At 69.4% G+C, this 25,906-nt stretch carries 24 protein-coding genes; 13 read left to right on the top strand and 11 right to left on the bottom strand.

The genetic code is table 11. The annotated features are described in order from the left end of the window. Positions 1-60: 60 nt before the first annotated feature. The 3 genes from ACL03I_RS24935 to ACL03I_RS24945 all read right to left on the bottom strand — a co-directional run bounded on the left by ACL03I_RS24935 (position 61) and on the right by ACL03I_RS24945 (position 3,401). A complete protein-coding gene (locus ACL03I_RS24935; RefSeq protein ID WP_412807066.1) occupies positions 61-1,023 on the bottom strand; it encodes an RNA polymerase subunit sigma-70 in 963 nt (320 codons plus the stop codon). Positions 1,024-1,291: 268 nt separating this feature from the next. After that, positions 1,292-2,371, bottom strand: a complete 1,080-nt coding sequence (gene ychF / locus ACL03I_RS24940; protein WP_355078626.1) for a redox-regulated ATPase YchF — start codon at positions 2,369-2,371, stop codon at positions 1,292-1,294. A gap of 106 nt (positions 2,372-2,477) precedes the next feature. Further along, positions 2,478-3,401, bottom strand: coding sequence for a quinone oxidoreductase family protein (locus tag ACL03I_RS24945; RefSeq protein WP_412807067.1), 924 nt, complete (start codon positions 3,399-3,401; stop codon positions 2,478-2,480). A gap of 92 nt (positions 3,402-3,493) precedes the next feature. On the opposite strand from ACL03I_RS24945, the gene ACL03I_RS24950 reads away from it, so the two are divergent. The 3 genes from ACL03I_RS24950 to ACL03I_RS24960 are packed head-to-tail and all read left to right on the top strand — an operon-like array spanning position 3,494 to position 5,076. Further along, complete coding sequence (locus ACL03I_RS24950; protein WP_412807108.1) at positions 3,494-3,808, top strand: NAD(P)H-binding protein; 315 nt, start codon at positions 3,494-3,496, stop codon at positions 3,806-3,808. Between the two features lie 4 nt (positions 3,809-3,812). Further along, positions 3,813-4,649: a helix-turn-helix domain-containing protein gene (locus ACL03I_RS24955; protein WP_355078624.1), complete on the top strand. Its 837-nt coding sequence runs from the start codon at positions 3,813-3,815 to the stop codon at positions 4,647-4,649. A 10-nt stretch (positions 4,650-4,659) separates the two neighbouring features. Beyond that, on the top strand, positions 4,660-5,076 hold the full coding sequence (locus ACL03I_RS24960) for a VOC family protein (protein WP_355078623.1): 417 nt from the start codon (positions 4,660-4,662) through the stop codon (positions 5,074-5,076). Positions 5,077-5,162: 86 nt separating this feature from the next. Here the strand turns inward: ACL03I_RS24960 and ACL03I_RS24965 are convergent, their stop codons facing one another. The 3 genes from ACL03I_RS24965 to ACL03I_RS24975 are packed head-to-tail and all read right to left on the bottom strand — an operon-like array spanning position 5,163 to position 8,304. Further along, complete coding sequence (locus ACL03I_RS24965; RefSeq protein WP_355078667.1) at positions 5,163-6,008, bottom strand: carbohydrate ABC transporter permease; 846 nt, start codon at positions 6,006-6,008, stop codon at positions 5,163-5,165. A gap of 59 nt (positions 6,009-6,067) precedes the next feature. Next, positions 6,068-6,943, bottom strand: a complete 876-nt coding sequence (locus ACL03I_RS24970) for a carbohydrate ABC transporter permease (RefSeq protein WP_364435335.1) — start codon at positions 6,941-6,943, stop codon at positions 6,068-6,070. Between the two features lie 50 nt (positions 6,944-6,993). After that, positions 6,994-8,304, bottom strand: coding sequence for an ABC transporter substrate-binding protein (locus tag ACL03I_RS24975; protein WP_412807068.1), 1,311 nt, complete (start codon positions 8,302-8,304; stop codon positions 6,994-6,996). Between the two features lie 203 nt (positions 8,305-8,507). On the opposite strand from ACL03I_RS24975, the gene ACL03I_RS24980 reads away from it, so the two are divergent. The 4 genes from ACL03I_RS24980 (at position 8,508) to ACL03I_RS24995 (ending at position 13,357) form a co-directional block, all read left to right on the top strand. Continuing rightward, positions 8,508-10,766 carry a carbon starvation CstA family protein gene (locus ACL03I_RS24980; RefSeq protein WP_379255262.1) on the top strand — a complete coding sequence of 753 codons (2,259 nt, stop codon included), beginning with the start codon at positions 8,508-8,510 and terminating at the stop codon, positions 10,764-10,766. 53 nt (positions 10,767-10,819) lie between these two features. Further along, entirely contained in the window at positions 10,820-11,023 is a 204-nt protein-coding gene (locus ACL03I_RS24985) for a YbdD/YjiX family protein (RefSeq protein WP_379255412.1), read from the top strand. Positions 11,024-11,186: 163 nt separating this feature from the next. Continuing rightward, complete coding sequence (locus ACL03I_RS24990) at positions 11,187-12,818, top strand: DNA-3-methyladenine glycosylase 2 family protein (RefSeq protein WP_412807069.1); 1,632 nt, start codon at positions 11,187-11,189, stop codon at positions 12,816-12,818. After that, a complete protein-coding gene (locus tag ACL03I_RS24995) occupies positions 12,815-13,357 on the top strand; it encodes a methylated-DNA--[protein]-cysteine S-methyltransferase (protein ID WP_412807070.1) in 543 nt (180 codons plus the stop codon). Before ACL03I_RS24990 ends, ACL03I_RS24995 begins: the two co-directional genes overlap by 4 nt. 534 nt (positions 13,358-13,891) lie before the next feature. On the opposite strand, the gene ACL03I_RS25000 is transcribed toward ACL03I_RS24995, so the two are convergent. Both ACL03I_RS25000 and ACL03I_RS25005 read right to left on the bottom strand, forming a co-directional pair. Then, the gene (locus ACL03I_RS25000; RefSeq protein ID WP_412807071.1) at positions 13,892-17,092 is read right to left on the bottom strand and encodes an AAA family ATPase; all 3,201 of its coding nucleotides are present in this window, start codon (positions 17,090-17,092) and stop codon (positions 13,892-13,894) included. Positions 17,093-17,126: 34 nt separating this feature from the next. Further along, a complete protein-coding gene (locus ACL03I_RS25005; protein WP_355078618.1) occupies positions 17,127-18,302 on the bottom strand; it encodes an exonuclease SbcCD subunit D in 1,176 nt (391 codons plus the stop codon). A 306-nt stretch (positions 18,303-18,608) separates the two neighbouring features. On the opposite strand from ACL03I_RS25005, the gene ACL03I_RS25010 reads away from it, so the two are divergent. Further along, positions 18,609-19,754: a DNA recombination protein RmuC gene (locus ACL03I_RS25010; RefSeq protein ID WP_412807072.1), complete on the top strand. Its 1,146-nt coding sequence runs from the start codon at positions 18,609-18,611 to the stop codon at positions 19,752-19,754. 58 nt (positions 19,755-19,812) lie between these two features. Next, entirely contained in the window at positions 19,813-20,673 is an 861-nt protein-coding gene (locus ACL03I_RS25015; protein WP_355078616.1) for a DUF6542 domain-containing protein, read from the top strand. 57 nt (positions 20,674-20,730) lie between these two features. Here ACL03I_RS25015 and ACL03I_RS25020 read toward each other — a convergent pair whose 3' ends face one another. After that, on the bottom strand, positions 20,731-21,741 hold the full coding sequence (locus tag ACL03I_RS25020) for a 4-hydroxy-3-methylbut-2-enyl diphosphate reductase (RefSeq protein ID WP_412807073.1): 1,011 nt from the start codon (positions 21,739-21,741) through the stop codon (positions 20,731-20,733). Positions 21,742-21,993: 252 nt separating this feature from the next. On the opposite strand from ACL03I_RS25020, the gene ACL03I_RS25025 reads away from it, so the two are divergent. The 4 genes from ACL03I_RS25025 to ACL03I_RS25040 are packed head-to-tail and all read left to right on the top strand — an operon-like array spanning position 21,994 to position 24,584. After that, positions 21,994-22,647, top strand: a complete 654-nt coding sequence (locus ACL03I_RS25025; protein ID WP_412807074.1) for a lipid droplet-associated protein — start codon at positions 21,994-21,996, stop codon at positions 22,645-22,647. Continuing rightward, on the top strand, positions 22,644-23,966 hold the full coding sequence (gene xseA / locus ACL03I_RS25030; RefSeq protein ID WP_397280227.1) for an exodeoxyribonuclease VII large subunit: 1,323 nt from the start codon (positions 22,644-22,646) through the stop codon (positions 23,964-23,966). Before ACL03I_RS25025 ends, xseA begins: the two co-directional genes overlap by 4 nt. A 1-nt stretch (position 23,967) precedes the next feature. Next, positions 23,968-24,243 carry an exodeoxyribonuclease VII small subunit gene (locus ACL03I_RS25035; protein ID WP_379255277.1) on the top strand — a complete coding sequence of 92 codons (276 nt, stop codon included), beginning with the start codon at positions 23,968-23,970 and terminating at the stop codon, positions 24,241-24,243. Next, complete coding sequence (locus tag ACL03I_RS25040) at positions 24,240-24,584, top strand: VOC family protein (RefSeq protein ID WP_355078613.1); 345 nt, start codon at positions 24,240-24,242, stop codon at positions 24,582-24,584. Before ACL03I_RS25035 ends, ACL03I_RS25040 begins: the two co-directional genes overlap by 4 nt. 18 nt (positions 24,585-24,602) lie before the next feature. Here ACL03I_RS25040 and ACL03I_RS25045 read toward each other — a convergent pair whose 3' ends face one another. After that, the gene (locus tag ACL03I_RS25045) at positions 24,603-25,100 is read right to left on the bottom strand and encodes a GNAT family N-acetyltransferase (protein WP_412807075.1); all 498 of its coding nucleotides are present in this window, start codon (positions 25,098-25,100) and stop codon (positions 24,603-24,605) included. A gap of 188 nt (positions 25,101-25,288) precedes the next feature. Further along, positions 25,289-25,855: a DUF4245 domain-containing protein gene (locus tag ACL03I_RS25050; RefSeq protein ID WP_412807076.1), complete on the bottom strand. Its 567-nt coding sequence runs from the start codon at positions 25,853-25,855 to the stop codon at positions 25,289-25,291. Positions 25,856-25,906 lie beyond the last annotated feature (51 nt).

Here is a 25,906-nt window from a genome sequence, read left to right on the forward strand (position 1 = left end):
GGAATACATACCGGCGGCGGCATCAGAACTCATCGCGCCGCTGGAAGGAAACTCTCGGGTCTAGGCGTCGAGTCGGGCCGCCAGGCCGAAAGCCGCGAAGATCTCGGGATCCTGGAACACCGAATTCCGGCTGATGCCCTCGGGGGTGACTGTGAAGATCTGGAGCGTGTGCAGTTCGTACCGGCCACCGACGCGCTGATAGGCGGCGAATCCGGGTTGGCCCCCGTTGGCGGCGACCTGCTGGAGAACCCAGTCCTTCCCGGCCGCCTCGAAGACCCATTCCATGAACAGGCCGTAGTTGCCGCGGCCGGAGAACCAGTTGAGCATCGGCGGCATCTCCATAATCACGTCCTCGGTGAGCAGACGCTTGAGGCCCTCGATGTCGGCGTGCGCGAACGCCGTCATGTAGCGCTCGACCCAGGCGCGCTGCTCGGTCGTGGACGGTTCGCGGACCCGTTCCAACCCGACCCCGATCTCTTTCAGGCGGGTCCGCGCCCGCTGCAGGGAGCTGTTCACCGATACGACGGTGGTGCCGAGAATTTCCGCCGTCTCGGCCGCGGAGAAGCTGAGCACCTCACGCAGGATCAGCGCACCGCGCTGACGCGCCGACAGGTGCTGCAGGGCGGAAGCGAATGCCAAGCGCAGGCTGCTGTGATCGATCACGGTCGCGGACGGATCGGCGTTGTCCAGCAACGAATCCGGTAAGGGCTGCAGCCAGGCGGCGTGCTCTCCCCGCACGAACGGCCCGACCGGATCCGCCGCGGCCACCAGTCCCGATGGCAGCGGTCGGCCGCCGCGAGTCTGCAGCGCGGTCAGGCAGACGTTGGTCGCGATCCGGTAGAGCCAGGTGCGCAGTGAGCTGCGCGTTTCGTCGTACTGCTCCCGCGCCCGCCACGCCCGCAGATACGTGTCTTGGACCAGGTCCTCAGCGTCGTGCGCCGAGCCCAGCATCCGGTAGCAGTACGCCAGCAGCTCCGTCCGGAACGGTTCGATCCGACGATCGAAGCCTTCTTCCCTCGTCATCACGCCTCATCTCCACGACCGTCACAAGCACCAGATCGGCGACTGCGGTGGTCATCCGCTGCGGAAGGGTCGACCACCACGCGGGTCGTCAACAGCCCGGCCATGGCCGACCTCTCGGCCATCCGCTTCAGCCGCATACCGCGCTGACCGAACCGCCCGGCGCGCAGCCCGGCCGTCCGGCTGGGCCCCCACCCGAGATACCGGACGGGGGCCCAGCAGAGTCTCTACTAGCAACGATGTGCGCGCTACCCTACTTCTTCGCAGCGCCTCAGACGTTGAAGCGGAACTCGACCACGTCGCCGTCGGTCATGACGTAGTCCTTGCCTTCCATGCGGACCTTGCCCGCGGCTTTGGCGGCGGCCATGGAGCCTGCATCGACGAGGTCGGCGTAGGCGACGACTTCGGCCTTGATGAAGCCGCGTTCGAAGTCGGTGTGGATGACGCCGGCGGCCTTCGGGGCGGTGTCGCCCTGGTGGATGGTCCAGGCGCGGGCTTCTTTCGGGCCCGCGGTGAGGTAGGTCTGCAGGCCGAGGGTGTGGAAGCCGGCGCGGGCCAAGGCGTGCAGGCCGGGTTCGGTCTGGCCGATGGATTCGAGGAGTTCGGTGGCGGATTCCTCGTCGAGTTCGAGGAGTTCGGCTTCCACCTTGGCGTCGAGGAAGACCGAATCGGCCGGGGCGACGGAAGCTTTCAGCTCGGCGACCTTCGCCTCGTCGGTGAGCACCGACTCGTCGGCGTTGAAGACGTAGAGGAAGGGCTTCGTGGTGAGCAGCGAGAGCTCTTTCAGCAGCTCGGTGTCCACCTTGTCGGCCGCGGCGAACAGGGTGGTGCCGTTGTTGAGGATCTCCTGCGCGGCCTTCGCGGCGTCGGCGACCGGCTTGCGGTCCTTCTTGACCTTCGCTTCCTTCTCCAACCGCACGACCGCCTTCTCCAGGGTCTGCAGGTCGGCCAGGATGAGTTCGGTCTCGATCACCTCGATGTCGGCGCCCGGGTCGACGCGGCCGTCGACGTGCACCACGTCGTCATCGGCGAACACCCGTACCACCTGGCAGATGGCGTCGGCCTCGCGGATGTTGGCGAGGAATTTGTTTCCCAGGCCCGCCCCCTCGGACGCGCCCTTCACGATGCCGGCGATGTCGACGAACGACACGGTGGCGGGCACGATCCGCTCGGAGGAGAAGATCTCGGCCAGCTTGTTCAGCCTCGGATCGGGCAGGGGCACCACGCCGACGTTCGGCTCGATGGTCGCGAACGGGTAGTTCGCGGCGAGCACGTCGTTCTTGGTCAACGCATTGAACAGCGTCGACTTGCCGACGTTGGGCAGACCGACAATTCCGAGGGTGAGACTCACGAGGAACAGAGTCTACGCGGCGCGCCGACCCCGCTCTCCCGCGAGTGGCACATGGCGGAGGGGTCTCTCGGACTTCGCCGCAGCCATGTGCCACTCGCGGCCCGTTTCAGGGGATGAGGACGACTTTGCCGAGGTTGGCGTGGGCTTCGATGGCGGCGTGGGCTGCGGCGGCTTGGTCGAGGGGGTATTCGGCGTGGACGGCGGGGCGTAGTTGGCCGGAGGCGAAGTATTGCCAGAGTTCTTGGCGCCAGTGTTCGTAGACGTCAGGCTGGGTTTTCGCGATGCGGGCCATCTGGAAGCCGATGACGGATTTCGCGCCGACGAGCAGGTCGTAGGCCTGAATGGTGCCGCCACCGGAACTGTAGGCGACCAACCGGCCACCGGGAGCCAGCGCCGCGATCGCGGGTGAGAGCAGATCGCCGCCGACGGCGTCCAGCACGTAGTCGGCGGGAGCGCCCCAGGACTCCTGGCCGTACTCGACCACGTCGTCGGCTCCGAGTTCCCGCACGAACTCCGACTTCGCGAGATCCGACACCGCGCCGACCACCCGCGCCGCGCCACGGACCCGCGCCAACTGGACCGCGAGGTGACCGACGCCGCTCGCGGCGGCGGTGATCAGGGCGGACTCCCCTTCCCGGGGCGATGCGGCGCTGAGCGCGCCGAGCGCCACCAGGCCGCTGCGCACCAGCGCGACCGCGTCCACCGCCGACGCACCGTCCGGAATCGGCGACGCCATGGCAGCCGAGAGCAGGGCGTAGTCGGCGTAGCCGTGTCCGAACACGAGACCGGTCACGCGGTAGCCAGGCCCGTATCGGTCGACGCCCTCGCCCACCGCGACCACCTCGCCCGCGATCTCGCCGCCCAACGCGATCGGTTCGCGCTGCTCACGCATCTTCCGCACCACCGGCAGGGTCACCCCGACCGCCTCGACACGGACCAGAAGCTCACCCGGCCCTGGTGTCGGGACTTCGACCGAGACGAGCTCGAGCACCTCGGGACCACCGCTGCGCTCGTACTGCACCCGCCGCATCACACCTCCAGAAATCGTCAGGAGGCGCAACGGTAACCGGATCGCGGGTGGTGATCACAGTCCACTACACGCTGTAGTGGTACATCTCACCGCTGGTCGAGACCGGCGGAGAGCAGCCGGAGCGTTGGGTCCGCGCCGATGCCGTGCGGTCCATCGTCGAGGCGATGGCTATGGCGGACCTCGCGCGGATGGTCATCGTCAGCAACAGCGCCCGAGTCGCCGCACCCGGCGACGATCGGTTCCCCCGCTTCGTGGTGAAGCCGCTGATCCTGTGCCCGCTGTTGCGGCACAGCCTGGCCGGCATGTCCGCGGCGGAGCACGTCGTCCGTGATTCGGCGCTGGACTGGACGATCGTCCGCGCGCCTCAACTCTCGAGGCACTCCTGTCGGTCCCCCGGCGTAGCGTGACCGCATGGAGCCGACCTCCGAGGTGGTGACGGCGCGTCCGGCACCCACGCTCGCCGCGTTCATCGACCGGTACGTCGGTTATCGCATGTCCGGGTTCGCGGCGGGGATGCATCGTGGGTTGCCGTCGCGGCACATGACTTTCATCGTCGCGATCGGGCCCACGATCGACGTCGTCGAGCAGACGGATCCACGGCAGTCGCCCCAGAACTATCGGTGTGTGCTGAGCGGCCTGCAAGCGAGCACGGCGCTGATCGCGCACGACGGTCGTCAGGAAGGTGTGGCCGTGTCACTCACGCCGCTGGGTTGCCGCACCTTGTTCGGCATGCCCGCGGCGGCGCTGTGGGACACGTCGGTGGAATTCGCCGACGTCGTCGGACCTGTCGGATCGGAGCTGTGGGAGCGATTGCAGTACGCGCCGAGCTGGCCGGAGCGTTTCGGTGTCTGCGATCGGGTGCTCTCGGCGCTGGCCGATCCGGTCCGTGCGGTCGGTCCCGAACTCACCTGGGCGTGGCGTGCGGTGGTCGGTTCCGGCGGCGGAATCGCGGTCGGCTCGCTCGCCGCGGAGGTCGGGTGGACCAGACAGCATCTGACGCGCCGGTTCAAGCGCGAGTTCGGCCTGAGCCCGAAACTCGCGGCCCGGATCACGCGCTTCGAACAGGCGCGCCGGATGCTGGCGCACACGCCCTCCTACGTCACCATCGCCCAGGTGGCCGCCACGTGTGGGTATTACGACCAGGCTCATCTGGATCGGGACTTCGCCGACCTCGCCGGAACCAGCCCGACCGCGTGGCTGGCCGAGGAGATTCCATCCGTCCAAGCCCCGGACGAGTCCGCCGGATGACGATGAAGGCATGACGAATCCGACAGAAGTCAGCACCCGCACCGCCGTCTGGCCCACGCTCGTTTTCCGCGATGCCCGCGCGATGGCCGCCTTCCTGATCGAGGCGTTCGGCTTCCGGGAGGCCGCGCTCTACGCCCGCGAGGACGACCCATCGATCGTCGAGCACGCGGAACTGCGCTGGCCGCTGGGCGGCGGTGTCATGTTCGGCTCGGCAGGTAAGGACGACAGCCCGTTCAGCACCCGCCCGACCGGCACCAACTCGGTCTATCTCGTCTGCGAGGAGCCCGACGCGCTGTTCGCCCGCGCCACCGCCGCGGGGGCCGAAGTGGTCCGTGGCCTGCGCGACGAGGACTACGGCTCACGCGGCTTCACGGTCCGCGACCCGGAAGGCAATCTCTGGAGCTTCGGCACCTACTGGGGCGCTTGATCGGCCTGAGGACGAAGCGCGGGGCGTCACCGAAGAGCACCGGCAACCGGAAAGGCGCGCGAATCAGGCGAACCGAGCACACCCGCTCAGCGCCCGCCGAAGCCCGACATCGCGATGCCGCGGATGAACGCGCGCTGGGCTATCGCGTAGATGAGCAGCAGTGGGAGCAAGATGACGACCGCGGCGGCCATGAGGATGGGCCACTGGGTGTAGTACTGGCCTTGCAGCCGGACCAGTCCCAGTGTCGCGGTGGCGACGTCGTCGCGCTGGATCATGACCAGCGGCCAGAGGAAGTCGTTCCACACGGTGATCCAGGTGAGCACGGCGAGCACCATCAGGGCCGGACGGGTGTGCGGCAGCAGCACCCGCCAGTACACCTGCCAGGTGGAACAGCCGTCGAGGATGGCGGCCTCCTCGAGTTCCTCGGGCAGCGTGCGGAAGAACTGCCGCATCAGATACGTGCCGAACGCACTGCCGAACAGGCCGGGCACGATCATCGCCCACGGGGTGTCCACCCAGCCGAACGCCCGCATCAGCAGGAACTGCGGAATCACCGTCACGGTCAACGGCACCATCAGCGTCGCGAGGTAGGCCAGGAACAGCATGTCGCGCCCACGGAAACGCAGACGCGCGAAGGCATAACCGGCCAACGAGCAGAAGAAGACCTGCCCCGCCGTGACGCACAACGCGTAGATGGTGGTGTTGAGCAGCATCCGCCCCATGGGCAGCAGATCGAAGACCTTCCCGTAGTTCGACCACTGCGGCCGCTGCGGAAGGAACGCCGCATCGGCGATCTCGCCGTCCCGTTTCAGCGAGCCCGACACCGCCCACAGGATCGGCAGCAGCGCGCACCACCCGATGCCGACCAGCACCGCGTATATCGCGGTTCCGCGCACCACTCGCCGCACGATAGCCCGGTCGACGCGGCCGATCGCGACGAACGCGCGGTCGCGTCGAACCGGCAGCGCGCGCCGCACCGCCTCGTAGGTGTTCACTGTTCCACCTCCGACCGCCGGGCCATCCGCAGTTGCACCAGTGTCAACAGGAACAGGATCGCGAAGATCACCCAGGCGAGCGCGGAGGCGTACCCGACCTCGTAGAAGCCGAACGCGTTCTGGAACAGCATGATCCCCAGCAGGTACGTACCCGTCTCCGGCCCCCCGTTGCCGCCGGTCAGCGCGTATGCCTGGTCGAACGCCTGCACGGAATTGATGATCGTGATGATGAAGACGAACGACAGCGGCCCCCGGATCAGCGGCACGGTGATCGCGAAGAATCGCCGCAGCGCCCCGGCTCCGTCGATCTCGGCGGCCTCGTAGAGCGTCTCCGGTACGCCTTGCATGGCGGCGAGCAGGATGACCGTCGCGAACGGCACGCTCTTCCACACGGTGACGATGCTGAGCGAGACCAGCGCCCAGTCGGGGTCGGTCAGCCAGGGCACCGCGTCGATGCCGATCCAGCCGAGCGCGACGTTGAGCAGCCCGTCGTCGGTGAACAGGAACCGCCACACCACGGCCATGGCGACCGCCGAGGCGACCAACGGCAGAAAAGCGATGGTGCGAAATAGGCCTATGCCGGCCAATTTTCGATTCAGCGCGGCGGCGACGGCGAGTCCGATCAGCACTGTGGGCACCAAGGTCAGCAGCGTGAAAACGGCCGTGTTGCGTAATGCGATGAGAAACAACGGGTCCGAGGCGAACAGCCGCCGATAGTTGTCCACACCGACAAATCGCATGGGGCTGAACAGGTCCCACGAATGAAAACTCAGATAGAGCGAAAAACCCAACGGGAACAACAAGAAAACCGCGACGGCCGCCACGTTGGGCGCGACGAATGCCCAACCGGCCCGCTCGCGCCGCCGCGCCAATCGGGAGGCGACCCCCGCTTTGCCCGATGTTTGCGATCGCCGCGCTGCCATCATGGCGTCTCCAGCAGCGCGTCGACGTCGGAGGCGAAACGGCCGTCCAACGAGGCGGCGGTGGCGGCGCCGCGCAGCACTCGGTTGGAGCCGCGTTCGAGCAGGGCGGACACCTTCCCCCAAGCGGGGGTGATCGGCAGCGGGCGGGAATTGGCCGGACCGGCGGTGAACACCTCGAGATTGCGGATCTCCCGGTGCGCGGCGGCGAACCCCGGTGAGTTCATCGCCGACTGGAGCACGGGGACGAACAGCCCGGACGCGGCGATGATCTCCTGACCCACCGGTCCGGTAGCGAATTTGACGAATTCCCAGGCCTGTTCGACACGCGGGCTGCCCGCGGCGATGGCCAGGCCCGTGCTGCCGACGTCGGTGATCGCGCCGGGACCGCCGTGCGGGCCCACCGGCAGCACCGTGATGTCGATCGGGAGATCGTCGTGCCCGGCGAATTCGGAATACAGCCAATGCCCGCCCAGCGCCATCGCGGACCGGCCCCGCCGGAACAGGTCTGGGGCCGAGACGGAAAGCGTGTCGGCGGCTTTCGGCGCCACGCGGTGGCGTACGGCGAGGTCGGCGTAGAACTGGAATCCTTCGGCGAACCGCGGATCGCCGAGGTTGGTCCTGGTCGGACGCACCGAGGGCGAGAACCATTCGGCGCCGTTGTTCATGCCGAAGCAGGCCGCCGAGAAGTACGGCACCCAGGCGTCGGCGAACCCCCACCGGGTGCGAGACGAGTCATGCCTGGTCAACGCCTCGGCAGCGGCCAGGAACTCGTCGAAAGACCAGGCGTCGCGCCAGCGCGCGGGCGGAGTGATCCCGGTTCCGTCGAACAGCTCCCGGTTGTAGTACAGGAAGACGCCGGACCACTGTTCGGGCAGGGCGTACTGCCCGCCCGCGTAGGTGAAGGTGTCGTACAGCGCCGGATAGCTGTCGGCGCGCAGCTGGGCGGCGTACCGCGGATCGCGGTCGAGCAGGGTGTTCAGATCCAGCAGTACCCCGCGCTCGGCCAGCCCCGCGTAGGTCAGCTCCCACGCCATCAGCACGTCCGGGCATTTCCCGCCCGCGCAGTAGGTGAGCATCTGCTGGAGCGGGTCCGGACCCGACATGATGGTGCGAATCCTGATGTCGGGATGCAGCTTCCGGAACTCGTCGATGATCGTCAGCCGGACCCTGGCCTCTTCCGGCCTGGCCTGGAAGAAGAAGGTCAACGCGTCGTCGTCGGAGCCGCAGCCGCCGCTCGCCAGTAGTGGCGCGGCCAGCGCCGACCCGAGCAGCGTCCGGCGACGGACCCTGGCGACGGGATTCGCACGCAACACAGCCCTCCTCCAGGGCGGATGTGGAGCTTCTCGAACGGCATGGCAGCATACGTTCGGCAATCACATGGTGACGGCCGACACATGAACAATATTTCACGGTGCGCGTCCGACGTCCGGAATCGGCACGACGGCGATCATCGATCGGTTACGTTGTCACGTGTTTGAGCAAGATCCTGCGCGTTTTACAGGAGAGTAGGCAGATGGCGACAATCGAATATCTGCGGACCGATCCCGATCTGCCGCCCGTCGGCGTGGTCGACAAGTCCCCGATCACACCGGCCAAGAAATTGATCTTCGCGGGGATCGCCGCACTCGGCGCCATAGCGTGGGCGGTGCTCGCCATCTCACGCGGCGAATCGGTGAACGCGGTGTGGATCGTGATCGCGGCGGTGTGCACTTACATCATCGCGTACCGGTTCTACGCCAGGTTCATCGAACGCAAGATCGTCAAACCACGCGACGACCTGGCCACACCCGCCGAAATCCTGGAGAACGGCAAGGACTACATGCCGATGGACCGGCGGGTGCTCTACGGGCACCACTTCGCCGCCATCGCGGGCGCGGGGCCGCTGGTCGGTCCGGTGCTGGCCGCGCAGATGGGCTACCTGCCGGGGACCATCTGGATCGTGGTCGGCGTGGTGCTGGCCGGCGCGGTGCAGGACTACCTGGTGCTGTGGGTCTCGATGAAGCGGCGCGGGCGCAGCCTGGGGCAGATGGCGCGCGACGAGCTGGGCGTGATCGGCGGCTGGTCGGCCATCGTGGGCGTCCTGGTGATCATGATGATCCTGCTGGCGGTGCTCGCGCTGGTGGTGGTCAACGCGCTCGCGCACAGCCCGTGGGGCGTGTTCTCGATCGGCATGACCATTCCGATCGCACTGTTCATGGGTGTGTACCTGCGGTTCCTCCGGCCGGGCAAGGTCGGCGAGGTCTCCGTGATCGGGTTCGCCATGTTGCTGCTGGCCATCGTCGGCGGCGGTTGGGTGTCGGAAACCGAGTGGGGCGCGGACTGGTTCACGCTCTCGCCGGTGACCATCTCCTGGCTGCTGATCGCCTACGGTTTCGTCGCCTCGGTGCTCCCGGTGTGGCTGCTGCTCGCCCCGCGCGACTACCTGTCGACGTTCATGAAGGTGGGCACCATCGTGCTGCTCGCGGTCGGCATCCTGGTCACGTTGCCGGTGCTGCACGCGCCCGCCGTCTCGTCGTTCGCGTCCAGCGGTACCGGACCGGCGTTCGCGGGTTCGCTGTTCCCGTTCCTGTTCATCACCATCGCCTGCGGCGCGCTGAGCGGCTTCCACGCGCTCGTTTCCTCCGGCACCACGCCGAAACTGCTGGAGAAGGAATCGCACGCGCGGATGATCGGCTACGGCGGCATGCTGATGGAGTCGTTCGTCGCGGTCATGGCGATCATCACCGCCTCGATCATCGACCAGCACCTGTACTTCGCGATGAACGCGCCGCTCGGTCTCACCGGTGGCACCGCGGAGAAGGCCGCGGCCTACACCAATAGCCTCGGGCTCAGCGGTCCGGCGATCACTCCGGCGGAGCTGAGCCAGGCCGCGAGCGATGTCGGCGAATCATCGATCATCTCCCGCACGGGCGGCGCGCCGACGCTGGCGGTCGGCATCTCCGAGGTGTTCCACCAATTCCTGGGCGGCGCGAGCATGAAGTCGTTCTGGTACCACTTCGCGATCATGTTCGAGGCGCTGTTCATCCTCACCACGATCGACGCGGGCACCCGGGTGGCCCGGTTCATGCTGTCGGACGCGCTGGGCAACTTCGGCGGCGCGGCGAAGAAGTTCCGTGATCCGTCCTGGCGGGTGGGCGCGTGGCTGTGCTCGGCCGTCGTGGTCGGCGCGTGGGGCTCGATCCTGCTGATGGGTGTGACCGATCCGCTCGGCGGCATCAACACGCTGTTCCCGCTGTTCGGCATCGCCAATCAGTTGCTGGCCGCCATCGCGTTGACTGTCGTGCTGGTGATCGTGGTGAAGAAGGGCCTCGCGAAATGGGCCTGGATTCCGGCGATTCCACTGGTCTGGGACCTCTTGGTGACGATGACGGCGTCGTGGCAGAAGATCTTCTCCGCCGATCCGAAGCTCGGCTACTGGAAGCAGCACAGCATCTGCCAAGCGGCGCAGGATGCCGGGAAGCTGTGCCTGACGGCGAAGACCCAGGACGACATGAACGCGATCGTGCGCAACACCTTCATCCAGGGCACTTTGTCGATCATCTTCGCGGTGCTGGTACTGATCGTGGCGGTGGTGGGCGCGCTGGTGGCCTTCCGCGCCTGGCGCTCCGGGGAGTCGACGACCACCGAGACGCCGGAACAGCCGTCGAAGATCTTCGCGCCCAGCGGATTCCTCGCCACCGCGGCGGAGAAGGAAGTCCAGAAGGAGTGGGACGAGTTGATCGCGACCGGGAAGGCGCGCGCCTCCGGCGCGGCACACGTACACGCGCAATGAGCGACTCCGCGAAGCAGGGCGCCGATCGGTCCGCGCGACCGCTCGGCGCCCGGCTGCGCGCCGCGGCCCGCGCCTGCGGCGACGGCGTCCGAGCGGGCGTCTGGTGGTTCGACTCGATCCTGGGTGGGCAGGACTACCAGCGTTACGTGGAGCACCTGCGGCGCAGCCATCCCGGCTGCGCCATCCCGACCGAGCGGGAGTACTGGCGGCAGCGGCATGCCGAGGCCGATCGCAATCCAGCCAACCGGTGCTGCTGACCGAAAAGATTTTCGGCGCGCGTCACCACATGCCGATTCGGTAGTTTTCACAACAGTTGACCGGGCAACGGCTGTGCGATCTCATCATCGTCGTGCGAGGTCGCGGCTACCCCCAGCGCTGGTGGCCGATTCCCGCTAGCACGGGTTCGCCGCAGCTGCCATTGTGGTGTGCGTGACGATCACGGCATTGGATTTCGAACGTTGCTACCGGGCGGTGTCGACCCGGGATTCGCGATTCGACGGGCAATTCTTCACCGCGGTGCGAACCACCGGAATCTATTGCCGTCCTTCGTGTCCCGCGATCACGCCGAAGCGGGCCAACGTGTCGTTCCTGCCGACCGCCGCCGCGGCGCAGCAGGCGGGTTACCGTGCCTGCCGCCGCTGCCTGCCGGACGCGGCGCCCGGCTCGCCGCTGTGGAACACCAGGGCGGATCTGGCCGCGCGGGCGATGCGGCTGATCGGAGACGGCGTGGTCGAGCGGGCCGGGGTGCCGGGGCTGGCCGCCACGCTCGGCTATTCCCAGCGGCAGCTCACCCGGGTACTGACCACCGAACTGGGCGCGGGGCCGCTGGCGCTGGCCAGGGCGCACCGGGCGCACACGGCGCGGCTGCTGATCCAGACCACCGCGATGCCCATGTCCGACATCGCGTTCGCGGCGGGTTTCGCCTCGATCCGCCAGTTCAACGACACGGTGCGCGAGGTGTTCGCGGTCAGCCCCACCACCATGCGGCTCGAAGCGCAGCGCGCGAGAACCGGAGCCCCCGCGCGTCCCGCGCCGTCCGGCAGCGGCTCGCTCACGCTGCGGCTGCCCTACCGGGAACCGCTCGACCGGGCCTGGTTGGAATGGTTCCTGTCCGCGCACGTGGTGCCGGGCATGGAATTGTGGGAGGACCGCGCCTACACCAGGAACCTGCGCACGCCACACGGGCACGCCACCGCGCGGCTGAGCTTCCAGCGCGACCATGTGCGCGCGGATTTGTCCCTGCACGACATGCGCGATCTCGCGCCGACGGTGACCAGGCTGCGGCACCTGCTCGACCTGGACGCCGACCCGGTCGGCATCGACGAAGCACTCGGTGTCGGGCCCACGGCGCACGGCGGCTCCCCGAAACGGCCGCGTGAGCAGGCCGCCGAATATCTGCCGGACGCGGGGGCGGGGTCACCGCCGGAGAGCGAAGCGCTGACCGAGATCGACCCGGTCGACGTCGGTCGCCCGTCGTTCACCCCCGGTATCCGTGTGCCCGGGTGCGTCGACGGCGCAGAACTATTGCTGCGCACCATGATCGGGCAGCAGATCTCGGTGGCCGCCGCCGCCACGCACACCGCCCGACTGGTCGAGGCACTCGGGGAACGGGTGGACGGGCCGATCCCGCTGCTGTTCCCGACGCCGGAGGTGATCGCCGAACGCGGCGCCGATATTTTGACCGGACCGGCGCGGCGCATCCGATCCATCACCGCGGCCGCCGAGGCGCTCGCCTCCGGGGAGCTGGCGCTGCACCAAGGGCGCACCGCCGCCGACCTGCGCCGCGACCTGCTCGCGCTGGACGGTGTCGGGCCGTGGACGGCCGATTACGTGACCATGCGCCTGCTCGCCGATCCGGACGTCCTGCTCGGCACCGACTTGGTCGTCCGCCGCGGCGCGAGCCTGCTCGGCATCGATCTGACGGACACCGCACGCTGGGTGCCGTGGCGATCGTACTTGTCCATGCACCTGTGGAAAACGGCACTGACCAGCCGCGCCACACCTTCCGTCGTCCCCGCGCTCGCCACTACGAAAGGCAGTGTCGAATCATGAACGCCAGCTTCGCCGTCCGCACCGACGTCGGTAGCACCCGCACCGTCACAGCGGATTTCGCCGTCACGGAGACACCGATCGGCCCGTTCACCACGCTCGTCGACCCCGACGGCGCGGTGCTGGCCTCCGGTTGGACCTCCGACGCGGAAAACCTGCGCGGCCTGATCCATCCCGCCTTGCGGCCCGGCCGACTGCGGCAGCGGGATTCGCTGGGCGAGGTGACCGGTGCCGTCACCGCCTATCACGAAGGCGATCTCACCGCGATCGACCCGATTCCCGTTCGCCAGCAGTCCGGGGAATTCCTCGTGCACGCCTGGGAAGTGCTCCGCGCCGTCCCGGCGGGGAGCCCACTCACCTACACCGAATTCGCCGCCCGCGCCGACCGCCCCGACGCCACGCGCGCCGCGGCCAACGCCTGCGCCCGCAACGCCGCCGCCCTCTTCGTGCCCTGTCATCGGATCCTCCGCATCGGCGGCGCACTCGGCGGCTTCCGCTGGGGATTGCCGGTGAAACGGTGGCTGCTCGACCACGAGGGCTGAGGTCTCGCGACTCGCCGCGCAGGGTATCGGCCACGAACAGGAAAAGACCTACAGCGACGGCGTGCGTCACGTCGGCGTGCTGGCCCGAGACGGCAACAGCCTGTCGTTCGGCGAGGCCGTAACGTGCTGATCGCCGACCGTCAGTCCTCGACGCTCAGTCAAGGGTGCGCCCGGGCAGCTCAGCGTGCCCCCGCGCGGCCTGCACGGTGCCGCTCATCCGGGTAGGTCGCGCGGACGCCTACGGTCGCCGTGGCCCATTCGCGCGGCTGATTTCCAGCCGGAAGCGTGCACGTCGTTTGGGCGGTTGCGAGGCGAACACGCCCACGCTCCGCCGCCTACGGGCCGGCTCTCGCGGGTGAGGACGTGATGCGCTGCGTCCGGACAGGCCGCTCGGCAGTGCAGCCGATATGTTCACGTCCGGTACGCAGCGGCCGGTAAACCGTTCGGCAGCGTGTCGCCACGGCCGGGTGCACCCACCGCCTGCAGGGCTCAACCGCCGAGCAGCCGGAACCGCCGAGCAGCCGGAGTCCGCGCTCAGGCGATCGTCGCCTGGAGGTGGGAGCCGTCGCGGCCGCGTACGACGTGCAGGCGGCTGGGGATACGCTGGCGCATCTCGTCCACGTGGCTGACCACGCCGACCACGCGGCCGCCCGCGCGGAGTTCGTCCAGCACGCCCATCACGGCGTCCAGGGTGTCGGCGTCCAGGCCGCCGAATCCCTCATCGATGAACAGAGTGTCCAGCACGAGGCCACCGGATTCGGCGGCGACGGTGTCGGCCAGGCCGAGCGCCAGCGAGAGGGAGGCCATGAAGGTTTCGCCACCGGACAGCGTCTTGGCCGGGCGGATGGCTCCGGTGTAGTCGTCACGGATGTCCAGGCCGAGGCCGCCTCGGCGACCACGCGGTCCTGCCTTGTCCGAGTGGACGAATTCGTAACGGCCGCCGGACATTCTGCGTAGCCGCAGCGAGCCCGCCTGCGCGACTTCCTCCAAGCGTGCGGCCAGGACGTAGGAGTGCAGGGACATGCGGCGGTTGTTCGCACCGCGCCCGGCGACCAGGTCGGCGAGACCGTCGAGTTCCTCGAACGCTCGTTGTGCCGGGGCGATCCGATCCACAGCGGCCCAGAGTTGGCCGCCGAGCTCCTCGAGCTGACTCGCTCGCCTGCTCGCCTCGGCATGGGCGGCCACAGCGGCGTTGAGCGCGGTCTGCGCGGCCGTCACCAGCGCGTCGAGTTCGGCGGGATCGCCGGGCTCCTGCTCCGACGCCGCTCGGATCTCCGGTTCCGCCAGAACCGCTTCCGCCGCGGCACGGGCACGGTCGGCGGCCACGAGTTCCGCTTCGATCTCGGCCTGCCGCCGAGAGTCACGCGATGCGGCGTTGACGACTTTCGCGTAGGCGGTCAAGCGCGCGACATCGTCTCCCAACGTGTCGCGAGTTCGAGTGCCGACAAGCGCCGGTTCCTCGGCGCCGACGGAGTCCGAAGCGGCCGTCTCGGCGGATTCCGGGAGCTGAGCCGGACCGCCGGACAGAGCCGAGCCTTCAGTAGTGACCGACGCGGAGCCCGGAGCCGACGACGAACCGCCATACTCGCCTTCCGGCACGAAACCCGCGACGCCGGCGAGATTTTCCACCCGATCGGCGATCCGGGACACCTGCTCACGCGCCGCCACCGCTTCGGCGCGGGTTTCGCGCAGGGCGGTCGCCTCGGCGACGAGAGCGGCGAGCCGGGCACGGCGGCGGTCGATGGTCAGGTCGGCGCCCGCCGCGCTCCGCAGCCGGTCGGTGAGCTCGCCGAGGCGCCTTTCGGCGGAGGCGACGGTGGCGGCGACCGCGCTGCGGCGCGCCTCGGATGCGCGCAGCTCGTCGTGCAGGCGCGCCTCGTCGCCGCGCAGGCGCGTGAGTTCGGCTTCCAGCCCGTCGGCGTTGGCGGCCAATTCCGAAGTGTCCTCGTAGCGGTCGGTCGCGGCGCGCAGGGCCGCGGCGAGTTCGACGCGGTCGGTATCGCCGCCGCGAGCGACCAGCGCTTCGATCTCGCGTTCCAGGCCGGTGATGCGAGCCAGCGCGCGATCGCGGACGTCCTCCGCGGCGCGCTCGGCCGCCACCGCGGCTTCCTCCTCGTCCTTGGACACCGCGGTGTCGGTCGGCTGGGCGGGTGCGGGATGCTGCGCGGAACCGCAAACCGCGCAGGGGCTTCCGTCGACCAGCTCGCCGGCCAGTTCGGCGGCCATTCCGCTCAGCCTGCGCTCACGCAGATCCAGCACGAGTTCTTTGGCGTCGAGGTGCGCGGCGCGGGCGGCGTCGAACTCGATGCGGGCGTGATCGAGCGCGGTGCGCCGGGCGGCCAGCTCGACCGCGGCCGTGGCGGCCGCCTGCAACCGTTCGGTCTCCGCGGTGATGCCAGGCAGGGCGGCGACCGCTTCGGCGGCCTCGCGCAGCCTGGCCTCGGCCGCGGTGAGCACGGCGGGCAGTTCCTCGCGCCGTGCGGCGAGTTCGGTGACGCGCCGGGCCAGCGTCGCGTCCTCGGTGCGCAGGGCGTCGAGTTCACCACCGAGCCGGGTGGCGGTGGCGGCGTCGGTGCGCACTTCGTCCAGCGCACCGATCTGCGCGCTCCAGCGCTGGACCGCCGCGTCGATGTCGGCGTCATCGCGTACCCGGTCGCCGTCGACCAGTTCGGCGCCGCCGAGTTCGGCGCTCTCCGGTTCCAGCAGGCGGGCTGCGAGCCGCTCTGCCGCCGTGCGCTTTTCGCCCTCGCGCCTGCGCTGGGTTTGCACCGCCGTACGCGCTTCGTCGATGGCGGCGACGACCGGCGCGGCCCGGCGAGCGAGGTCGAGTTCGGCTTGCAGTGCGGCGCGCCGATCCGCGCCCGCCACGTAGTCGTCCAGTTGCGCGCGTGCCGAGCTCATGCGGCGACGCAATTCGCGCAGCCGACGCTGCTGTTCGGCCTGCTCCCGGACGCGCGCCGATTCCGCCTGGCAGCGTTCGACTTCTGCCGCGGCCGTGGCCAGGTCGACGCGCGCGGTGGACAAAAGATCCTGCGACCACCCGACGCATTCGCCCGTACCGACCGAATCCGCTACCCCCGCGGCCATGCCCACCTGCGTGATCAGCCGCTTGATGCCGTCGGTACGAGCATCCAGATCCGCTTCGGCGGCGCGGCGCTTGTCGGCGAGCCACTGCTCGGCGGTGCCGAAACGCTTCGTGTCGAACAGTTTTTCGAGCAGCTTCTCGCGATCTTCGTTGTCCGCGCGTAGGAAGCGGGCGAAGTCGCCCTGGGGCAGCAGCACCACCTGGAAGAACTGGTCGGCGCTCATGCCGAGCAGGCGCAGCACCTCCTCGCCGATATCCGGTATCCGGGAGAGGTTCTCGCCTCGGCCGTCCAGCCAGGCCAGCGTCGCCTTCGGATTGATCGTGCGCATGCCCGTGCCGTCCCGCTTGGGACGCTGGAACTCGGGGCTTCTGGTCAGACGCAGTCGCCGCCCGCCCAACGTCGCCTCCAGCATCACCTCCGGTGGTGTCTGCTCCGGTGCGTGATCGGAATGCAGGCGCTTGCTCTCCCCGCGCGCACCGGGCACCCGGCCGTAGAGCGCGAACGCGATGGCGTCCAGCACCGTGGTCTTGCCCGCTCCGGTCTGGCCGTGCAGCAGGAACAGCCCGTCGGCGCCGAGCGCGTCGAAGTCGACGACCGTGGTGGCGGCGAACGGGCCGAAGGCGGTCATCTCCAGCTTGTGCAGCCTCATGCCGCCGCGCCTACGCCCGGCCTGGACAGGGCGCTCATGCGGTCAGTTCCTCGGCGGCGGCCACGGTGGCCACCTGCTCCGGTTCGGCGACGGCGGCGGACAGCGCCCGCTCCAGCCAGGTCATCTCGCTCGAGCTGGGTGCGCCGCGGACGTCGGTGAGGAAGCTGTGGGCTACTTCGATGTCGCGGCGGCCGTGCACTCGCTCACGGTAGCGCAGGTCCGGGCTGCCCTCGGGCCGCACCCATTCGACGTGCACCGCGTAGGGGAACCGTTCGCGCAGCTTGCGCATGGCGTCGACCGGGCGGGCGACGTCGGTGAGCATCGCGGACACGTAGTGCTGTTCGGCCGTGCCGTACTCCGCGCCGCTCAGCAGTTCGTCCAGGGTGCCGGTCAGCTTGCTCAGGCCCCGCACCGTCGGTAGGTCCCGGCGGCGCACCGCTCGCAGGCCGGACGCATCCAAGTCGACGATCCAAACCGCTTTGCGATGCGCGTTCTCGCCGAACGAATACGGCAGCGGCGAGCCGGAGTAGCGCACCGCCTCCGCGAGCGTCTGCGGTGAATGCAAATGGCCGAGGGCCACGTAGTCGATGCCGTCGAAAGCGGCCAGCGGAACCGTCTCCACGCCGCCGACCGAGATGGAGCGCTCCGATCCGGTGGCTTCCCCGCCGACCACGAAGGCGTGCGCCAGCACGACCGTCCGCACCCCGGGCCGCCGCGCGATGTCGGCACGTACGCGAGCCATGGCCGCGTCCAGGATCTCGGCGTGCGAGCGCGCTTGCGGCACTTCGAGTTCCGCGCGGGTGATCTCCGGTTCCAAGTACGGGATGCCGTAGAACGCCACCGGCCCGTGCTCGTCTTCCAGCAGCACGGGCCGATCGGCGTCGGCCACGGTGGTGCGCAGATGCAGCCCGCCCGCGGCGGCGAAGCTCGCGCCGGCGCCCAGCCGAGCGGGCGAATCGTGGTTCCCCGAAGTGGCTACGATCCGCGCCCCCGCACTGCGGATCGCCTCGAATCCCCGGTTGCACACCGCGATCGCGTCGGCGCTGGGAATCGACCGGTCGTACACGTCACCCGGCAGCACCACCACATCGACCGATTCCTCGGCTACCAGCTCCGCGATGGCGGTCAGTGAACGAGCCTGGTCGGCAAGCAGATCGACCCCGTGGAACGTGCGCCCGATGTGCCAGTCCGAGGTGTGCAGCATCCGCATGCCGCGAAACCGTAGGGCAAGGCACCGACAGACTTCAATCGCCCCGCCCGCCGTGTCGGGTTCGCCCAGCCGGAACCCGGCGTGTCCAGCGGACGTGTCCGAGTCGGCGGATCCCGTTCGGCGACGAGCCGAAACCTCACGCACCTCTTGACCTCCCGAATCCACGGCGTCGGCGATTCCGGATGCCAGAATCCGAACAGCTATGTGAAATATGCGGCAACGCACTGGCCGAGCCGGTTTCCGACGCGATGCCGGGCAGTTGCCAGATGCTCGTTCCTGTCGGTGACGTACGGCACTATCTCCGCTATGACCGCACCGATGCTCGTCGCCCTCGTGCTGGTGTTCGCCGCCGGTCTCGGCCTCGGCTGGCTGGGTCGCGCCGCGCGGGACGGGCATCGCGCGGCGGCGGCCCAGGCGCGGCTCACCGCGGCGGCGGACAACGAACGGCTGCTGCGGCAGTCGCTCACCGCGGCCAACGAGGATGCCGCGCGAAGGCATTCGCACGCCGTGGGCGCGCTGGTGGAACCGCTGCGGGCGGCGGTCGGAGCGCTGAACGAGCACATCCAGCAGGTCGAGCGGCAGCGGCTCACCGCGTATTCGAGCCTGCGCGAACAGGTCGCGAGCATGCAGCGCACGTCGCATCAGCTCACCGGGGAGACCGGCCGGCTGGTCGCGGCGCTGCGCGCGCCGCAAGTACGGGGACGATGGGGCGAGATCCAACTGGAGCGGGTGGTCGAGCTGGCCGGGATGACCAGGCATTGCGATTTCCGGACCCAGGTGAGCCGCACCGGTCACGGCGAGGACGACCGCACGGTGCGACCCGATCTGGTGGTGCGCCTGGCGGGCGGCAGGCACATCGTGGTGGACGCCAAGGTGCCGTTCGCCGCCTACCTGGACGCCTGCGGCTCCGACGACCCCGACGTGCGCGCCGAGCTGCTCACCAGGCACGCCAAACATCTGCGCGCGCATGTCGACCAGCTGTCGGACAAGGCGTACTGGGCCGCCTTCGACCCCGCACCCGAATTCGTGGTGCTGTTCGTGCCCGGCGATCCGTTCCTGGACGCCGCCCTGACCACCGACTCCGAGCTGTTGGAGTACGCGTTCGGCCGCAATGTGATCCTCGCTACACCGACCACCCTGATCGCGTTGCTGCGCACCATCGCCTTCGGCTGGCGGCAGGAGTCGCTCTCCAAGGACATGGCCACCGTGCAGCGGCTCGGCCGTGAGCTGTACCAGCGGCTCGGCATGACGGGGAAACATCTGGACCGGCTGGGGGCGCAACTCGGCAGAGCTGTCGAGGCTTTCAATTACACGGTGGCCTCGGTGGAGTCACGAGTGATGGTTACCGCGCGCAAACTGCACGAGCTCGAGATGGCCGAGCAGGAAGTGCCCGAGATCGGGCGTGTGGATTCCCGGCCTCGCGCGGTGAGCTTCGCCGACGCGGGCGAGTAACCGGGACTATGGCCGTGCCGCCACGCCGCCGAGAGCGGCGGCAACTAATGTGCATATCGTGGCTGCTTCCGAACGTGTGCGATCCCGGGTGCCCGCGCCGCAACGCTCGATCCTGCCGTCGGTGCCGGGGATCCCGGTCGGCGCGGCGATCCTGATCGCGGTTGCCTGCACGTTTCTGGGATTCCTGATCGATGCCAGCGGCGGCAGTGCCGAGCTGACCGGCACGTTCGCCGCGCTGTACATCGTGGGCTGTGTGGCGGCCGTCGCCGCCGTTCGCTACCGGGGCTTGTTCAGCACGATGGTGCTGCCGCCACTGCTGCTCTTCGTCGCCGTCCCGCTGGCCTATCAGCAGCTCACCGGTCGTGGCTCGACCTCGATGAAGGACATCCTGCTGAACCTGGCGATCCCGCTGGTGAACCGGTTCCCGACCATGATGCTGGCCACGGTGGTGGTCCTGCTGATCGGTGGCGCCCGGATCTACCTGCACCGCCGGGAAGAGGGGGACGACAAAGCGCCACGCCGTGGCGGCAGCTGGGGCAAGTCACCAGCGAAGAAGACCAAGCCCGGCCGGTCCTCCCGTGGCCTGCCGGACGCCGCGCGCCGCAGAACCCGCCGCCCGAAGGACGAGCCCGCCGAGCCGGAGTCGGCCGATGCCGAACAGCCAGCTCCCCGACCGGCCCGCCGACCCGCGGCGCAGGTCGCGGATACGCCGCCGCGCGTCGCCCCCTCCCGTCCGCGCGAAGGGCGGGCTCCCGCCCGGGGCCCTGCCCGCCCGACCGGGGCCATGCCGCGGGCCGAAGCCGAACCACCGCGCGGCGCGGGCCGCCGCCGAGAGATGCCGCCGCACCCCCAGCCCAATGTGCGCTATCGCGAACGCGATTCGAACCGCCCGGAACGGCGCAGGCCAGAGAATCTGTAGGCGAGGTCGCTCGGTGCGGTCGGAGCTGGATACCGCACGCTCGGTGCGGGCCCGGCGTCAGCGCCGGGCGTCGCGCAGTTCGCGGGGAAGGGCGAAGACGAGGGTTTCGTTGGCCGTGGTGACCGGCTGGACGTCGCCGTAGCCGTGCTCGGCCAGGCTGTCCAGCACACCGCGGACCAGGATCTCGGGCACCGACGCGCCGGAGGTGATGCCGATCGTGCGGACGCCGTCGAGCCAGACCGGGTCGATCTCGCGGGCGAAGTCCACCAGATACGCGGCCTTGGCGCCCGCACCGAGCGCCACCTCCACCAAGCGCACCGAGTTCGACGAGTTGCGCGAGCCGACCACGATCACCAGATCGCATTCCGGAGCCATCGCCTTCACCGCGACCTGGCGGTTCTGCGTGGCGTAGCAGATGTCGTCGCTCGGCGGGTCCTGCAGGGCGGGGAAGCGCTCGCGCAGCCGCTGCACCGTCTCCATCGTCTCGTCCACGCTCAACGTGGTCTGCGAGAGCCAGATCACCTTCGACTCGTCGCGCACGCTGACCTGGTCCACCGCGCCGGGCCCGTCGACCAGCTGGACGTGTTCGGGCGCCTCGCCCGCGGTGCCCTCGACCTCCTCGTGGCCCTCGTGACCGATCAGCAGGATGTCGTAGTCGTCGCGGGCGAACCGCTTCGCCTCCTGGTGCACCTTGGTCACCAGCGGGCAGGTGGCATCGATGGTGTGCAGATTGCGCTCGGCGGCCGACGTGTGCACCGCGGGGGACACGCCGTGCGCGGAGAACACGACGACCGCGCCCTCGGGGACCTGGTCGGTCTCGTCGACGAAGATCACACCGCGGTCGCGCAGCGTCTCCACGACGTGCCGGTTGTGCACGATCTCCTTGCGCACGTAGATGGGCGCGCCGTGCTTCTCCAGCGCCTTCTCGACGGTTTCGACCGCCCGGTCCACGCCGGCGCAATACCCGCGCGGCTCCGCGAGCAGCACGCGTTTTCCGCCGTCGGCGACGGCGCTTCCGGCACCTGCCGAGCGAGCGATTCCGACGTTCAAGGGAATGGCCGAAGACATGCCCACAGGATACGTGCGGCCCGGGATCCCGCCACGTCCGGGAGTTGCCCGTCACATTCCCGCCGCAACCCGCGGATCGGAATCGTGAGCCGGGTCTACGACCGGGTGCGCCGATTGTTTCGGACGGCCCGCCGGGTTCCCGCGCGCATTTCCGCGATATGAGTGCGGTCCCGCCCACCGGCCCCGACCCGCGAATACCCGAACCGCGCGCCCCTCCTTTGCATAACACACCATTTCCGGCAGGCTAGGACCATGTTTCGACCACCCTTTCTGGCCCGGGTCGCCGCAGGCGCGGCCGTATACGCCCTCGAGGAATCCCGTCGGCTACCCACGGCGGCAATGAATTTCCCGATCACGGCCATCAGTCAGGTGCTGCAGACGACGATGCACGTCCAGCAGTTCGTCACCAGTCTGGCCCTGAAGGGCGACGCGGTTTTCGACCGTTTGTCCAACCGCCCGGTCGAGCAGCCGGAGTGGGCCACCTTCGACGAGGACCTCGCCGACGACCCGAGCCCCAGCACGCTGCGCGCCAGCCGATTCGACCTCTACACCGCCGCTGATCCCGACGCGTCCCCCGCGCCCGAATCCTTCGCCACGGACGACAGCCGCGCAGGCGCGACCAACGGCCATGTCGCCTCCGTGACGCCGATCGGCGAGCCACCGGCCGAAGAGCCGGACCCGGATACCGATCCCGAACCCGTCGCGGAAGCGCCCGTCATCGCCGAACCGGAAGTCGCCACCCGCTACGACTACGCCAACATGACCCTGGCCCAGTTGCGCGCCCGCCTGCGCCTGCTGACGATCGATGACCTCACCGCGCTGCTGGAGTACGAGCAGCACACCCGCGCCAGGGCGCCGTTCGTGACCATGCTCACGAACCGGATCGCCACTGTGCAGGCCCAGTGACCGAACCCCGGACACCCTCGTCGCCGACGGCTGGCCGGGAGACCTCCGGCCAACCCGCCGCCGCTCCGGCCAACTCCGCCGAGCATCCGTGGCCGGTGCGTTCGGTCTCCATCAAGGTCGCCCAGTGGATCGACCGGCTCGGCAGCATCTGGGTGGAGGGCCAGATCACCCAGATCAATCTCCGGCCCGGCACCCGCACCGCGTTCCTGGTGCTGCGCGACCCGTCCGCCGACATGTCGCTGTCGGTGACCTGCGATCCCGACCTGATCCGCAAATCCCCCATTCCCCTGCAAGAGGGCAGCCGGGTGGTCGTCTACGGCAAGCTCTCCTTCTTCACCGGGCGCGGCACGATCTCGCTGCGCGTGCTGGAAATCCGCCCCGTCGGCATCGGCGAACTACTGGCCCGCATCGAACGGCTGAAGGCGCTGCTGGACGCCGAGGGCCTGTTCGATCCCCGGCTCAAGCGTCCGATCCCGTTCCTTCCCGGAACCGTCGGCCTCATCACCGGACGCGCCAGCGCCGCGGAGCGCGATGTGCTGAGCGTCGCTCGCAATCGCTGGCCCGCGGTGCGTTTCGAGATTCGCAACACCGCCGTGCAAGGGCCGACCGCGGTATCGCAGATGCTGACGGCGCTGGCGGAGCTCGATCGGCATCCGGACGTCGAGGTGATCGTGCTCGCGCGCGGCGGCGGCAGCGTCGAAGACCTGCTGCCGTTCTCCGACGAGGCGCTGTGCCGCGCCATCGTGGCCGCGACCACGCCGATCGTCAGCGCGATCGGCCACGAACCGGACAACCCGCTCAGTGACTTCGTCGCCGACCTGCGCGCGGCCACGCCGACCGACGCCGCCAAACGGATCGTCCCGGACGCCGCCGCCGAACTGGCCTGCATTCGTGAACTGCGCGAACGCACCGCCGCGGCGTTGCGGGGTTGGGTCGACCGGGAGACCGAGGCGCTCGCCCAGCTGCGTTCGCGACCCGTGCTGGCCGATCCGCTGCGCGAGATCGATCGCCGCCAAGAAGAGATCGAACGCCTGCGCACGGCCACGCACCGCTGCGCCGAGCACTTCGTCCGCACCGAAGCCACGGCCACCAGGCATCTGCGCGAGAAACTCACCGCCGTCGGCCCCGCCGCCACACTCGCCCGTGGCTACGCTGTCGTGCAGCGGGTCACCGGCCGGGAACGCGAGGTGGTGCGTTCGATCGAGGACGCGCCCGCAGGCAGCCAGCTGCGCATCCGGGTCGCCGACGGGGCCGTCACGGCCGCCGCGCTCGGCACCCAGGCCCTCGGCGCCAAGAACACCGACACAGGGAGGAACTGACTTGGCCCAGTCCGGCAAGTCCACCGAAGCCGACGGGACGGGCGCCGACCCGGCCGACGATGCCGCCGAGATCGCCGGTTTCGGCTACGAACGCGCGCGCGACGAACTCGTCAACGTCGTCAAGATCCTCGAACAGGGCGGCCTCGACCTCGATGAATCCCTCGCCCTGTGGGAGCGCGGCGAGGCGCTGGCCAACCGCTGTGAGGAACATCTGGCGGGCGCGCGCAAGCGCGTCGAGGACGCGCTGCACCGCACCGACCTGGAGCGGCAAGAGTGACCATCCGCCGCGCCACGCCCGACATCCGCACCACCGACCTGGCCGCGAGCCGCGACTTCTACCGGCTGCTCGGCTTCCACGAGGCGATGGACCTGGGCTGGGTCGTGACGATGGCCTCGCCGTCCAACCCGACCGCGCAGGTCCTGCTCGTCGGCCCGGACGCCGAACAGCTCCAGCCGGACATGAGCGTGGAGGTGGACGACGTCGACGCCGTACACGCGGCGGTGACCGCCGCGGGCGCCGAGGTCGTCTACTCCCTGCGCGACGAGCCGTGGGGCGTGCGCCGCTTCTTCGTCCGCGACCCGAGCGGGACCATCGTCAACGTGGTGAGCCACCGCTGACGATGGGCCCCGGCCTCGTCAGCGCGATGCGGCCACGGCGCGGAACCGGGCGACGCCGTCCACGCTGCTCACCCGCTCGAATCCGGCCTTCTCCAGCACCCGCGCCGACGGCGGATTCGACAGCTCCACCTCGGCGTGCACCGCACGAACGCCGGGTGCGGTGAGCGCGTGCGCCGTGAGGGCGACGGTGGCCTCGGTGGCGTACCCGCGACCGCGCCGCGAGGCGACGATGCCGTACCCGAGCTCCAGGGCACCGCCGGCGGGCGGCCAGAACAGCCCGATCGATCCGACGACGAGCCCGGTCGAGCGCTCGACGACGAGCCGGTGCCCGAACGGCCCGAGCCAGTCCGGGTGCGCCGCGAGCAGGCCCGCGATGACGCGATCGCCGTCGGCAGGGAAATCCGCCGCCCACTCGGCGTGACGGCGGCCATCGAGCACGGCGGCCGCCGCAGCGGCGGTCCACGACCGCAAGATCAGCCGTTCGGTGCGCAGGTCGGGGGAAAGGGAAACAGACACGTGACACTCCTGGTCGTCGAAGAGAGACCGGTCCGCGTCCGCGGAAAATCAGTGGCGCGCGAACCGGCGAAAGGCATGCGAAAGACGGCTGAGGACAGCCATATTCATCGACCTCCGAAAACCGGTTCGGCACGTGTCTCGTGCCGCGGCAAAATTAACGAACGCGCGCCGCCGAAGACAAGCGGATTTCAGGGCTTCAGCGGTTGCGCCGCCGTGATCGCCTGGGCGAGCGTGCTGAACGCCGCCTGGTTGCCCGCGCCGGTGATCAGCACGCGGGACTGGCCGAAGTCGGCGATCCACGCGGTCTCCGAGCCCTGCTCGGCGTAGACGATCCATTTCTGCGCGCCGACCTGCTCGGTGCCACTGGCGTAGCGCGACCCGAGCACGAACCTGGCCAGCGCCTCCTCGGTCGCGTTGCTCTGACTGAACCGCATGTAGGTGCCCTGCGGCGTGATGTAGCCGACCGTGCTGACCGGCCCGCCCCCGTTGCCGCCGATGGACTCGCGACTGCCGGAGTTCGGCGTCCAGTCCGCGGGCAGGGCCGGGTTGCGGATGGGGAACGGCAGGGAACGAGCGTCGGCGGTGAGCGCGGCGCGCGCGTCGAAATGCGGGATCTGACCCTGCGTCGGACCGTTCGCGGCGAAACTGCATTGGCTGGCCAACCCGGCGAACACCAGCGCGATCAGGACCAACGGGATCAACGACCAGAACAGATCCCGGTAGTCGTTCAAGATGCGCGGCTTTTGGTACGACACGCTCCCAGTATCCACTCGCGCGGCGACGCCGCCCCCTGCACCCCGGCACCA

The organism is Nocardia sichangensis, assembly GCF_047200615.1.
GTDB lineage: Bacteria > Actinomycetota > Actinomycetes > Mycobacteriales > Mycobacteriaceae > Nocardia > Nocardia sichangensis.